Source organism: Streptomyces sp. WMMC940, from assembly GCF_027460265.1.
In the GTDB taxonomy this organism is placed as follows: domain Bacteria; phylum Actinomycetota; class Actinomycetes; order Streptomycetales; family Streptomycetaceae; genus Streptomyces.
In genome coordinates, this window is record NZ_JAPZBC010000001.1 from 724884 (window position 1) to 738844 (window position 13961).

General features: G+C 70.3%; 6 protein-coding genes. 5 read left to right on the forward strand and 1 reads right to left on the reverse strand.

What is annotated here, in order from left to right; all coding sequences use genetic code 11:
• Positions 1-141 precede the first annotated feature (141 nt).
• On the forward strand, positions 142-2313 hold the full coding sequence (locus O7595_RS03340) for a UvrD-helicase domain-containing protein (RefSeq protein ID WP_269727223.1): 2172 nt from the start codon (positions 142-144) through the stop codon (positions 2311-2313).
• Positions 2314-2408: 95 nt separating this feature from the next.
• Here the strand turns inward: O7595_RS03340 and O7595_RS03345 are convergent, their stop codons facing one another.
• Positions 2409-8306, reverse strand: coding sequence for an AAA domain-containing protein (locus tag O7595_RS03345; protein ID WP_269727224.1), 5898 nt, complete (start codon positions 8304-8306; stop codon positions 2409-2411).
• 351 nt (positions 8307-8657) lie between these two features.
• Between O7595_RS03345 and O7595_RS03350 the strand changes: the two genes are divergently transcribed.
• The 4 genes from O7595_RS03350 to O7595_RS03365 all read left to right on the forward strand — a co-directional run bounded on the left by O7595_RS03350 (position 8658) and on the right by O7595_RS03365 (position 13670).
• Positions 8658-9506 carry a hypothetical protein gene (locus tag O7595_RS03350; protein WP_269727225.1) on the forward strand — a complete coding sequence of 283 codons (849 nt, stop codon included), beginning with the start codon at positions 8658-8660 and terminating at the stop codon, positions 9504-9506.
• Positions 9507-9628: 122 nt separating this feature from the next.
• Positions 9629-12175 (forward strand): GmrSD restriction endonuclease domain-containing protein, encoded by a 2547-nt coding sequence (locus O7595_RS03355; protein ID WP_269727226.1) that lies wholly within the window; start codon positions 9629-9631, stop codon positions 12173-12175.
• A gap of 34 nt (positions 12176-12209) precedes the next feature.
• Complete coding sequence (locus O7595_RS03360; RefSeq protein ID WP_269727227.1) at positions 12210-12818, forward strand: hypothetical protein; 609 nt, start codon at positions 12210-12212, stop codon at positions 12816-12818.
• Between the two features lie 12 nt (positions 12819-12830).
• Positions 12831-13670: a hypothetical protein gene (locus O7595_RS03365; protein ID WP_269727228.1), complete on the forward strand. Its 840-nt coding sequence runs from the start codon at positions 12831-12833 to the stop codon at positions 13668-13670.
• Positions 13671-13961: the final 291 nt, after the last annotated feature.

Consider the following 13961-nt stretch of genomic DNA (forward strand, 5'->3'; position numbering starts at 1 on the left):
GAGGATCGAACGTGGGACGGCAAGTGAAGAATAGATCGTTGACTGAGTTCACACAACTAGTATCCGGCGATCTGTCGCTCCGTCGGGGCGGAGTCTCTAGGCTGGTCCCGACCGCCGCCCGCTCGCCACCCGAGGACGCCGATGCCCCGACTCGCTCTCTCCGACGACTTCGTCGCGGACCTCATCTCGCTGCAGAGACCGGTCCAGAAGGAAGTCAACGACGCGATCCAGATGTTCCGGAGCATGACGGTCCCCCAGCTCCATGCGAGCAAGGGCATGCACCTGGAGAAGCTGGAGCGGGCACGCGATCCGCGGATCCGCACCATTCGCATCACCAGGTTCTACCGGGGTGTGCTCCTGGCCCCCGACGACGGCAGCGACCTGTTCACGCTTCTACGGGTCGCGGCGCACGACGAGGCGATCAACTGGGCCTGCAAGCGCGCCTACTCGGTCAACGGCGCCACGGGGGGACTGGAGGTGCGCAACGTCGAGGCACTCGAGCAGATGGAGACCTACTTCGAGACGAAGGCGGACACCACGCCCACCCGCCTCTTCGAAACGCACTCCGACACCGTCCTGCGCGATCTTGGTATCGACGACCAGGTCCTGCGGCTGGCCCGCGTCTGCCTCACGGCCGACGACCTGACGGTCATGGCACCGCCCATGATGCCCGCCGACCAGTACGAAGTACTGGAGTTCCTGGCGGCCGGCTACTCCCCAGAGGACGTCTGGGAGCAGCTGATCGCTCCGCGGGGGCAGACCGTGCGCACGGCGGAGGACCGGCCGACGGTCACGCTCAGCGAGGCGATCCTCAACACGCCCAACAGCATCGTGGAGGTGACGGGCCCCGGCGAGCTGGAGCGTATCCTCACCGAGGACTTCACCCGCTGGCGGATCTTCCTCCACCCCGCCCAGCGCCGCTACGCGCAGCACCCCGGCTTCAACGGCCCCGCCCAGGTCACCGGCGGTCCGGGCACCGGCAAGACAGTGGTCGCCCTGCACCGCGTACGGCATCTGCTGCGCACCGCCCGTGACGGTGACCGGATCCTGCTGACCACCTTCACCAACGCCATGGCGGCCGCCCTGAGGGACAGCCTCGCGTTGCTCCTCGGCCACGCCGACGCCCACCTGCTGGAGCGTGTCGACGTCACCACGGTGGACGCGCTCGCCGCGCGGGTCATCAGGGAGGCGAGGGGCAGTTCCCCGAAGCCGCTCTCCGCCGCCGCGGAGAAGAGTGCCTGGACCCGTGCTGTCGCGCGCGAGGACCTGCCCTGGACGGAGCAGTTCCTGTCGCAGGAGTTCCGCAACGTCGTCCTGGCGCAGGGTCTGCGCACGCCCGAGGAGTACCTGCGCTGTGTACGGCGGGGACGCGGCACCCAGGTGGGGCGGGTGCAACGAGCCCGGCTGTGGCGGGTGATGGAGCGGTTCACTGCGGACCTCGCCTCACGTGACTCGGCGACGTACACCCAACTGTGCGACCAGGCGGCGCGCATCCTCGCCGAGAGCGCGCCGCGCTACCGCCATGTCGTCGTGGACGAGGCGCAGGACCTGCATCCGGCCCAGTGGCGCGTGCTGCGCGCCTGCGCCGCCTCCCAGGCGGACGACATGTTCCTGGTCGGCGACCCTCATCAACGCATCTACGACTCGCGCGTCTCGCTCCGCTCGCTGGGCATCGACGTCCGGGGACGCACCTCCCGGCTCCGCCTCAACTACCGCAGTACGGAGGAGATCCTGCGCTGGTCGGCGTCCCTTCTCGACGGTCAGCCGGTGGGCCGGCTCGGCGAGGACGACGACGAGGACGGCGGCCGGGACTCCCTGCGCGGCTACCGGTCCCAGTTGCACGGCCGCATACCGGCAGCGCGCGGATACGGCAGTCAGGACGAGGAACTGCGGGCGCTGGTCGAACAGGCCCGCACATGGATCGAGCAGGACGGGGTCAAGCCGTCCGAAGTGGCGGTGTGCGCCCGGTTCAACACGCTGGTCGACGCCGTCATCGCGCGCCTGCGGCGGGAGCGCATCCCGGCGGTCGCGGTCAAGGACAACCCCGGGCCCGACGTGTCCGGTGTGCGCGTGGCCACCATGCACGCGATGAAGGGGCTGGAGTTCCGGTGCGTGGCCGTGGTGGGCGTGACGGCAGGCGTGCTGCCGTTCGCCCCGCAGGTGACGCCGGCCGAGGTCGATCCCGCCCAGCACCAGTCGGATCTGCTGGCCGAGCACTGCCTGCTCTTCGTGGCCTGTACGCGGGCCCGCGACGCACTGGCGATCTCGTGGAGCGGTGATCGCAGCCGCATGCTGGACCCAGTTGCCGACTGAGGCATCACGGGGCGGCCTCGGCGCCCCGACCCCGCTTCGAGGTCGGGGGCGCCGAGGCCCGTCGCCACAGGGGCCCCGGCTTCGCCCTGCGGACGTCAGATCCGGATCTCCCGGACGACGACTGCGTGGGTCCTGCCCTGGGAAGCCTCGTACGAGACCTCCCGGCCCGTGGGCTGCCACATCAACGCATGCCCCAGCGGCGACGACGGGGAAATGGTCTCCGCCTTCTCGGTGGGCAGTTCGGCGATGGTGTAGAGGTTTGCCTCGTCGAGCTGTCCGTCGAACTCGAGGACGAGCAGCGCACCGGGGTACACCGTCTTCGGTGGCCCCGCTTCCTCTCCGACACGCACGGCGTCGAGGAAGCTCCGCAGGAAACCGAGTCGCTTCGTACGGCGCTCTCGCTGATCGGCCTGCGTCCTCCTGAGGAAGGCGATCTTCGCCGCGTCCAGACCCTCGGGTGTCTCGTCCGGGGCGTCGATGGCCGCCCGCAGTTCCTGCATCTCGCGCACCAGCCGCTGAAAGGCGGCGGGAGGGATCTCCTGCACGGGCAGGGAGCTCTGCCTGCCGGGCTGTGCCGGACGGGGCGCGGGAACCTGGGCGGCTTCTCCCGCAGGGGCCTGCAAGGACACACGCGGGTCCTCGGGCTCGGGGTCGGATGCCTCCGCCCCCACGGACACCACATGGTGCCTCGGGCCCGGCCTCTCCAGGTGCTTGCCTTCCCGCGGCTCCCCGGCCTCGTCGTCCTCGGTGCGACCGTCGGTCGGCGAGAGCCGGGAATCCGCTGTCCCCGCGGGAGCGACGGGGGCCTCCGGATCTTCGGAGACCGGTTCGATCCCCAGCCGTTCCAGCTCCGCCCACAGCGGAGCGAGAGCCTGCTCGCGGTCGTAGTGGAAGCGACTGCCACGGATCCGGACGAAGGTCCAGTCGACGCGTTCCAGGTCCCGCTGGCGGGCGGCGGCGGTGGACGCGTCCTCGCCGTCGGCGAAGGCGTCACCGTCGCAGGCGACCGCGAGTCTGCGGGTGCCGCCCTCGACGACCAGGTCGATGGTGTGGCGCCCGACCCGGTAACCGGGCCGCACGCGGTAGCCGCGGGCCCGCAGCTCCAGGTACACCTTCTGCTGGAACAGGCTGTCGAACACCTCATGGCGTACGTCCGGCCGCACCTCGCCCTCGACCGCGGCGGTGTCCTCCTCCGCGGGCCGGGTGAGGTGGTCGAGCCACCGCCGGCGCAGGTCGTTCTCGTGGAACTGTTCCGGACGGGCGCTGTGGAACACCCACACCTGGTCCTGGGCGCGGGAGGCCGCCACGTTGAGCCGCTGCTCGTACGTCTTGCCGTTGAAGCCGCCCGGTACGGTCCCGGCGGCGGTGGTGGCCGAATTGACGCAGGAGACGAACATGACGTGCCGCTCGTCGCCCTGGAAGTCCTCGGCGTCGCCGATCCGGATGCGCCGCTGCTCACGCTGCTCGTAGTCGAGGCGTTCGGCAAGCAGGTTCTCCAGTTCGGTCAGGTGCCCCTTCGCGCCGCGGAGGCTGATGACGCCCATGGTCCGGTCCTCGTACGAGGGGTCGGCGCAGCAGCGCACGATCGCGTCGACGAGGGCTTCGGCCTCGGCGGCGTTGACCAGCCGGTCGTTGCCGCCGACGGCTTCTCCGCCCTCGACGTACACGGTGCGGACCGGAGGCAGCCGGTCGGCGCCGTACTGCCGCAGCGGCTGGAGCCGATGGTTGTAGCACAGTTCGTTGGAGAAGGAGATGATCTCCGGCATGCACCGGAAGTGCTCCTTGAGCATCAGCGTGCCGCGGCCCGCGGAGAGCGCTTCGGTGAGATCGAAGAAGCTGGAATCGGGGCCGAAGAGGCTGCGCACGTCCGGCTCGAGCCCGGTGAGCAGCCGGTCCCGCAGATGGAAGTACTCGTCCTGCTTGAGACCGACGTTGGAGGGACTGACCTGCTTGCTGTCGCCGACGACCACCATCCGGGCGGCGAGCCAGCTCAGCAGCATCGCCTCCAGGCCGGACTGGCTGGCCTCGTCGACGATGACGACGTCGAACATGCCGGGCCGGTCCATGGGCACGGTCTCCGCCACCTGGTGCAGCGGCATGATCCAGGCCGGCACCGCTGTCTGCGCCTTGCGCAGTGCGGCCTGGGCGTCGCGCCGGTACCTGTGCTGGTATTTGCCCTTGATACGGCGGGCGGCCTGCTGGTACGCGCTGAGGGCACGGGACTGGTCGCCGGTGAGCAGCCCGAGGCAGCGGTGCCAGGCGCGGGCGGCGGCGAGCCGGGCGAGCATGATGCGCGCCTCGTCGTCGGCTTCCGTCAGGCGCCGGCGCAGTGCGCGCTCGGCCTCCGGATCGGTCAGCCGCTCCATCCGCTCGCGCCACGCCGACCAGGCCCAGGCCTCGGGAAGCAGCGTCAGCCGGGTGTCCCAGGTGGAGTCCTCCGGGGAGCCGGTGATGCGCTCGGCGAGTGAGGGGAAGGCCTCGCGCGCGCGGGTGAGTGCGGCGTGCTGCTCGGCCCGCAGCCGGGCGGCCTCACGAACCTCGGCGATCTCGTCGCTGAACTCCCGGTAGCCCTGCGGGTCCTGGGCACGCACGGCGTCGACCGCGCGGGAGACGACGGGAGACACACCGGGCCGGTCACTCCAGGAGCGCAGCAGCTCCTCGGTGCCGACGATCACCTTGCGGGACTGCTCGGCGGCCCGGAGCGTGGTCGCCGCGCGCAGCAGGGCGCGTACGGCGTTCTCCACCGAGGCGTCGTGCCAGGCCGCGACGGCGAGTCCGGGTGAGGTGGCGGCAGCGGTGAGCACGTCGGTACGGGCGGCGCCGACGGCGAGCAGGGCCTCCAGTACGTCGGCGTCCTGTCGCAGGCGGGCCAGTCGCGGACCGTGGCCCTGCCAGGCGCCGACGGGGGTGCCCCACTCGGCCTCCACCTGGGCCAGGCGCACCTCGAGCCGGACCCGGGCGACGACGACCGCCGCGGTGGCGGCGTCCTCGGGGGACCGCCCGTCGACCCGCACGGCCTGCACGAACCCGCCGACGGCCTTGGCGAGCTTCGTGCGGGTGCCGAGCGGGCCGCGCAGCTTCTGCCCCTGGGCGAGCCCGTCGTGCAGGGTGGTGGCCTGGCCGAGGGCGGTGGCCGGGTCGTACTGCTCCAAGCCGCTGACCATGGCCGTCCCCAGCGTGGCGAGCGAGGCGTCGAGCGCCGCGCGCGCGTCGGTGACCGCGGCATGCCGGCTGCGCGCCTGCCAGTCCTGTCCCGCGGTCACCTCCCCCAGGAGCGCCCCGGCCCAGTCGCCGGCGGCGGCCGCGAGGGACGCGGCGCGGGCCCGGGCGGCGGAGAACGCGTCGAGAGCCGTCGTCAGCCGCTGCTGTTCGGCTGCGCTCAGGGCCCGCACAGCCTTGTCGTACTGCCGGCTCAGCGGGTCCTGCCGTACCGCCTCGTGTGCCTCCTCGGCGGAACGCACCACGTGGACGGCGTCCTCGAAGTCACGGGGACCGGGCAGTTCGGAGGGCCCGGGCACCTCGGCCGCCAGGGCTCGGTGGTGCGCGGTGAAGGCACGCGTGGTGTGCAGCAGCCGCACAGCGTCGGCGGCGGTCAGGGAGGGCTGCTCCTGAGGAACCTGCCCGAGCCAGTCGTACCGTTCCCTCTCGGCGGTGAGGCGCTCGGCGATCTCCTGGAGGCTGCCGGTGTAGTCACCGATCTCCGCCTCGAAGCGGTGGGTCTCCTGTTCGCGCAGTACGGCGAGGTCGCGCAGCATGGCCTGCTGTGCCGACCGGGCCGCGGCCAGCCGCGCCTGGAGCGTGCGGATCTCTGTCTGCGATGCCTTGGGGTCGTAACCGGCGTGCTCGCTGAGGATCTTCTGCACCGAGGCCTCGAGCTCCCGCTGGGCGGCGGCGCCGTCCTCGGTGCGGCTCACGCACAGGTCGCGGATGTTCTCGGGCAGCTTGTCCCGCAGGACGCGCAGGGCGCGCGGGGTGTGGCTGGTGATGAGGACCCGCTTGCCCTGGGCGAGCAGGTCCGTGACCAGGTTCGCGATGGTGTGCGTCTTGCCGGTGCCGGGCGGGCCCTGCACCACGACGAGCCGGTTGGCGCGCAGGCGTTCGGCGATGGTGCGCTGCTCCTCGTTGGCGGGCAGCGCGAAGTACATCTCGCCGGCGCCGGCCGCCGTACCGTCGTCCTCGGCCGCCGCGAGGTCGGCGGCGGTCAGCGCCCCGTCGCGGCCGGCGATGTAACCGAGAAGTTCGGTGGGAGGCGTGCCGGCGTCGATCTGACGGGCGATGGCCTTGAGGGCGTCCATCGTCGATCGGCGGTTGCGCTCCCGCAGGACCAGCGCGGGGGTGAGTCCCACCTGGGGCACCTCGAGCGTGCGCGGCCGGGCGCGTTCCACGGTCGGCGCGTAACTCCCGGCGCTGTGAACCGCGTTGACCCAGCTGCGCAGGGCGGTGTGTACGGCGTCGAGGTGTGCCGGGTCGGTGACGTCGGAGGCACCCTCCAACACCTCGACGATCCGTTCCCGCACGGGGCCCGGGACGTGCTGAGCCCCTTCCAGCATGCCCTCTTCCAGTTCCAGGCCCGCGCCGGTCGGGTCGGGTGCGGCGGTGAGGGTGCCGGTGGCCGGGTCGAGCTGGATGGTGGCCCGGTGGGTGACCAGGTGACGTTCCACGCGCTGGCCACCGGCCGTCTGCCAGGTGAGCCGGCCGAGCCCGAGCACGAGTTCGTAGGCCTCACCGAGGTTGGCGGCGTCCTCGTGCATCTTGTGCAACCGGTCGTACAGCCTGACGACGGGGTCGATGGCGCGACGCCGCGCGGCCCACGCCAGCCACTCCTGTTCCCAGGCGGAGTAGAGCTTCTCGATCTTCTCCCGCTTCGGGTGGTCGTCGAGCTCGTGGTACGTCTTCTCCAGGGGGATTCCCCGCGACCAGTCGGGGAATTCGGGCTCGATCCGCCGCCGCAGATGCGGGGCGCGGGTCTGCTTGAAGTCCCGGATACGGGTCTCGTCCACCCAGGGCGCGAGCAACGGCTCCGGGTGCGGGGCGTCCTCGCGCTCGGGTCGTTCGAGGGTCAGCCAGGCCGGTTCGTCGGCGCCCAGTGCCCCGTCGAGCATCACCGCCACCTCAGGCGCGTCCGGCAGCTCCTCGAACCACACGGTGCCGGCGGCGCCGTCGAGCGTGCGGACGGGCCGCGCCTTCGACTCCTCCGCCTCGGCGAGGAATCGGAAGATCTGGCGAACGCGGGTCGCGTCGAGCTCTTCGGAGGAGAGCTCCTGAGCCCGGGCGGAGGCGGTGGCCGTCTCCCGCCTCGTCGGTCGCGTCTCGGCGGGCGCGCTCGCCCGGTCGGGGCCCGTGGGCTGTGCCGGTACGGCCCCGAGCACGACCCCGCCGGGAATCCGGCCTCCGCCGGTGCCGATCGGGCCTCCCCCGTCCGCCGATTCCGGTTCCGTGTCGGTGAACAGGGACGGCTGCTGCTCGCCGAACAGCGCGGCCTGGTCCGGCAGCGGACCCGGCCTCGCACGCGCAGCCGTTACAGGGGCTGCGGACGGCGGGGACGCCGTGGCACCCACCGTGCTGAAGGTGACGCTCTCGCGGCCCTGCGAGCTCGGGAATCTCACCTCGATGTCCAGCTCCGCGGCAGTGCCGGCGGGGACGCTGTAGGCCCAGGTCACAGAGGCTCGGCGGCCCTTGCGCAGGGTGCCTGCGAGTTCCTCGTCGAGTACGTCCGTCTTGTGGTCCCGCACCCGGCGCCCCGTCTTGCCGTACGGCCCGGTGCGTACCAGGAGGTTGACACCGTCGAGGTCGATGGGCCCGCTGGTGCCGTTGCTCAGGTACAGGGTGCACCGGACGAGGTCGTCGCCCTGCCGGTATCCGTGGGAGTCCTCCGGGTCGACCAGCTCGTACGGCACGATGTCATCGACGCGGATGTGGAGCCCGTCGTCGTACTGATAGACGGAACCGACCGGCTGCGCATCGTCGCCGAGGCCGTGCTCATGCTGGCTCACGTGCCACCCCACTGCTGTTCAGGGCCACATGGGTGGCCACTTTGTGTCTTCCGCCCCAGCCGACCCGAGCACGCGCACGACGACCCCCGGTACGCCAGTTCGAGTGTGAACTGAGCACACGCGCGAGAGTATCAGCACACCGCAGGGCCACAGGGCAACGGAACGCTGCCGCCATGAAGCTGCGGAGCCGCCGGGGCGGCACCGCGGTTCTCCCGGACACAGCCAGGGAACCGCACCAGAGACTCAGAAACAAGAGATGTTCTCGATTGACTCTGTTCACAGCTAGTTGCATGATGAGGCATCACACATACCAACTCCTCACATGCCACCAAGAGAAGGAGGCCGCCCGCCATGCAGATGGAAGTGCTCCACGTCAGTCCCGAGTCGGCAGCAGAGTGGCTCACTCGCAACACCAACAACCGGCCTCTCAGCAAGAGCGCGGTACAGCAGCTGTGCGGCCAGATCCAGCGGGGTGAATGGCAGTTGACGCACCAGGGCATCGCCTTCGACGAGGACGGTGTGTTGATCGACGGTCAGCACCGCCTGGCAGCGATCGTCAAGGCGGGCATCGCGGTGCCCCTGACCGTCACCTACGACGTCCCGCGCGCCTCGTTCACGGTGATGGACACCGGACGCAAGCGCACCGGCCGGGACGCTCTCGCACTCGCCGGCGAGACGAACGCGGTGCACCTGGCGGCAGCCCTGCGCGGCCTCCACCTGTACCTGAACGCGCCCAACTCGGCGTGGAGCGGCGGCGCTTCCGTGACCAGCAACGATCAGCTCCTGACCATGCTCGGTGAACACCCCGGCATCCGTGAGGCGCTCCAGCACGGGATCGCGCTCAACCGCGGGTGCCGTATCACCGTCACCGCGGCGTCCATCGGCTGGTACGTGACCACCAGGGCACGGCCCGACATCGATCAGACCTCCTGGGAGGAAGGAATCGTCACCGGCGCACGACTCGAGCCGGGCGACCCCCGCCTCACCCTGCGCAACACGATGCTCGGCCTCGCCACGGGCAAGGCACACCGGCGCCGTGACGACTCACGCGAGCACCTGCTCTACTACCTCAAGGCCTGGAACGCATGGGCCGAGGGCAGGTCCGTCAAGCTGCTGCGCCGGTCCCCCAACGAGACGATGCCCCGGATCTCCCACCAGACGGCCACGGCCCTCGCGCACGGGGCGCCCCAGAACTCCTGAGACGAGAAAGCGCACCATCGTTGACTGAGTTCACTGTAGATTGATTGACCGTCATCACCAGGGATTCCACAGCGCCGGGGCAGGCCGCCGGGCCGCATCCGTCCGTCCGGGAAAGGAAGCGCATGCGCGCGCAGGAGATCACCTTCCTGAAGCTCGTCCAGGGGGACAAGCAGTTTCAAGTTCCCCTCTATCAGCGGACGTACAGCTGGGGCGGGGAGCAGCTGAAGCGGCTCTGGGAGGATGTCGGCGAACTCGTCGACCAGCATCTGGCCGGTGATCCCGCGGCTCCCCATTTCCTCGGCTCCGTGGTGCTCGCACCGGGTCAGATCCAGGCGGGTGGTGTGCAGAGATGGCTGGTGGTGGACGGACAGCAGCGCCTGACCACGCTGATGCTGGCTTTCACGGCACTCCGCGACCGTCTCAAGGAGACCGGTGACACGCGCGCCGCGGACCGGGTGCACCGCCAGATTCTGGTCAACGAGTTCCACGAGGGCCTGGACCACTACCGCCTGCTGCCCACGCAGGCGGACCGGGAGGCGTACACCGCCTGTGTCCAGTCCCGGGCCGAGGCGGGCGGCGGCGACAACGTCGGGGCCGCCTACCGGTTCTTCCGCGGTGCGCTGGCCGAGGGACCCGAGGCGGGCGACGAACGGTGGATCGCCACTGTCGAGACGGTCTTGAAGGACCTGCTCTCCATCGTGGAGATCACCGCCGAGTCCGGCGACAACGTCTACCGGATCTTCGAGTCGATCAACAACACGGGTGTCGGACTCAGCCAGAGCGACCTGTTGCGCAACTACGTGTTCATGCTGCTGCCCAGGCGGGGCGAGCGGATCTACCAGGAGCTGTGGCTGCCCATGCAGCAGAGCCTTGGTCCGAAGAACCTCGAACTGCTGGTCTGGCTCGACCTGGTGGTGCGCGGCCACCACAAGACCAAGCAGAGCGAGATCTACCGCGAGCAACAGAAGCGGCTCCAGCCGCTGGCCGGTGACGAGGACGCGCTGCAGCGCGAGATCGAGCAACTGGCCGAGCGGGCGGGGAGGTTTCTGCGCATCATCGAGCCCGCACGTGAGCGGTCCCCGGCCCTGCGGGCGGTCCTGGAGCGTCTGGCCTCCTGGGGTGGCCAGACCCACTTCCCGCTCGCACTGCACCTGCTGGACCTTCTCGCCGCCGACAGGACGACGCCCGACGACGCGGCGCAGGCACTGGGTTACGTCGAGTCCTATCTCGTGCGGCGCCTGATCTGCCAGACACCGACCACCGGCCTCAACCGGATCTTCATGGAGGCGCCGAAGGATCTGGAGACCGACCGGCCGGCCGCCGAGGCGGTCCGGCGCTTCCTGTCCGGCCGGCGCCGCCGCTGGCCGAGCGACGAGGAACTGCGCGAGGCGATCCGTACCAAGCCGTTCTACTGGAGCGGCCGTCCTCCGCAGCGCAGCTACATCCTGCGCCGCCTGGAGGAGAGCTACCGGGCCTCCGAGCCCGTGGACTTCGCCAAGGCGTCCCTCAGTGTGGAGCACGTGCTGCCGCAGCGTCCCGCTCCGGCGTGGTTCGACCTGCTCGCCGAGGAGACGGAGCCCGACCAGACTCCGCAGGAGCTGCACGACCGGCTGGTGCACACCCTCGGCAACCTCACACTGACCGGAGACAACTCCAAGCTCTCCAATCATCCGTTCGAACGCAAGCAGCAGATCCTCGATTCGAGCGCGCTGCGCATGAACCTCGAGATCGCCTCGGCGCAGCGCTGGGGCAGGGCGGAGATCCATGAGCGTGCCGGCCGTCTGGCCGAGCGCGCGGTGGAGCTGTGGCCCGGCCCGATCGGCGGACTCAAGACAACCGGCGAGGAGTCGCCGGGATGGGCCGAGCTGCGCGCCGCGCTGGTCGCGATGCCGAGCGGTACGTGGACGACGTACGGCGATGTCGCAGAGCTGATCGGCAGCCACCCGGTGGCCGTCGGCAGCTATCTCGGCGCCAACCCCACGGTGATCGGCGCCTACCGGGTGCTCACCGCCGAGGGCAAGATCTCGCCCTCCTTCCGCTGGGCGGACGGCAGCGACCGCCCGCCGCCGCAGGACCTGCTGAGCAGTGAGGGAGTGCGCTTCGACTCCTGGGGCCGGGCGCACCGTACCCGGCGCCTGTCGGCCGCCGAGCTGGCGACCCTGCTGGGCAAGGACGTGGGCGGGCCCGCGGTGCTCGACCCGCTCCCCGGCGGGGAGGACGCCGCGGCGGCCGAGCGCTTCCGCACGCAGTTGCAGGGGAACCGGCCGGACGCGTACTCCGGTGTCCTGGCGGCCCTCGACTTCTGGCGCCGCCAGGGCGGCCATGTGACCTACGGCCGGCACGAGGAGACGAGCTGCTTCCCGATGCTCGACGCCGGGACGAGCCACCGGCCCCACCTGCTCTGGCCGTTCGGGATCTACCCGGTGAGCGGAACCGTCGAGGTCGTCTTCCAGTACCTCAAGTCCCGCAGTCCTTTCGACGACACGGAACAGCGCCGCGAGCTGCTGAACCGCCTCAACAAGATCGACGGCATCGACCTGCCCGAGGCGAAGCTGGAGCTGCGTCCGTCGTTCCCGGTGAGTGTCTTCGCGCAGCACGGTGACGAGATCTGCGAGGTACTGGACTGGTTCGTGGGGGTGGCGGCGCTGGATCTTGCGCGGCGGGACTGAAGCAGCGGCAGCAACTTCGGAGGGGACATCACTCGTGCGGCTGTTGAACGACCTCACACTGGCCCGGAGCAGTGGAAAGCGTATCGACAAGACAGGCACGACCTGTTCAGGGGAGACGTCAAGGGCGAGCGCCATCGAGTGGGACCTGCATCTCTCCGGACAACCCTCGCTGACAGTGCACGACAACCACTGGGTGAACGGCGAGCGGGATGTGGTGCTCTACAAGCCCACCGTGGTTCCTGAGATGCCCGCAGCCCTCTCCAATCTGCACAACCGGCTTCGTTCCGGGATCTCCGCCTCGGCAGAGCCTGGGGAACTGCGCATCATGGTGTTCCCCACGTACGTAGACACGCACGGCAGGCCTCGGATCAGGAGATCGCTCACGACGGCGGACCTCGCGGACGAAGTGGGGCTGCACCATCTCAGAGAGCTGATCTCCCGAGAGGGTGTCAGGTTGGAGTCCGCGTTCGACCGGCCGGATCTGCCTCCTGTGGATCTGTACGACCCGCAGCACGAGAAGCCCCTCCAGCACGCCGTGTTCTTTCCCGCCGCTGATGACGAGACACCGGTCGTTGCCTTCGCCCGCTTCCGGATCGTGCCCGTGCTGCGGCACATCGGCTGGCTGTCGCCGGACGACGACTGAGAGAGGATGCCGGTGCCGAACCGACCGTGCGGAGGAACGGTTCACGGGCTCAAGGATCGGACGATCTGCTTCACGGGGCGTGTCCTCGTCGACGGCGAGTGGACGCTCAGGACACGCTGCGCCGAAAGAGCCCGTCAACGCGGCGCGACCCCCAAAACCGACTTCTCCCGGAAGGTCACCCTCGTCGTCTACGGCGATCTGGCCAGCAAGGTGGTCACCGACGACCGCCGAACCTACAGCAGCACGCTGGTGGGCGCCGAGGCTGAGCGCAGTCGGGGACGGCACGTCTGCGTCGTGGACGGGGACGGCTTCTCGAGGCTGCTCGACGGCCGTCCCGCACCGTGCCTGGAGCTGAGAAAGGCACGCACCGGGCGCGTTCGTCCGGTCGCGGCCGCCGCGTCCGAGGGCAGCGTTCTCGGTGGTCCGCTGCGGGTGCGGAGGACCGGCCGACACACTTCCGGTGATCTCACGCTGGACCTCAGCCGGCTCGACGAGGCGACGGCCGTGCAAGAGGCGACAGTCGGAGCGCTCATCAGACACCTGTCGCGCCAGGGCATCGAGGCATGTACGCACGCTCCCGGCGCTCCGGAGTTCGACGCCGGGTGGTCGCGCGGTGAGGACGTGTTCATCGCCGAGGTCAAGAGTCTGACGGGTGCGCGTGAGGACCAGCAGATCCGTTTGGGCATCGGACAAGTCCTCGACTACGCCCACCAACTCCGGACCGCGTATCCCCGCACCGCCACACATCCGGTCCTGGTGCTGGAGAGACGCCCGTCCGCGGCCCGTTGGACCGCGCTGGCCGAGAGTATCGGCCTGCGGCTCACCTGGGGACCCGACTTCGCCGGACTCTGACCGGCGGGCCTGCGGCGTTCTCCCGGCGCCGGTGCGGCGGACGGCGAATCCGTGGCCGGCGTAGCAGGGTCGCTGCCCGGAGCAGCCGCACTGTCGCCATGCCGTGGCGGAGATCGGCGGGCTACCACACATGATGGTCCGTTGGAGGACGGCCACCACGCAGGCCGACTGGCCGACCGCACAGGGCGCGGAATCGACCGGTGCGAGGCCCGACCGGAGTACCGGCGGGCCCCACGCCTGCCCACTGTTCGGCTCGATCACACACCGGCCTCCACCGCACCGGCGCACTGC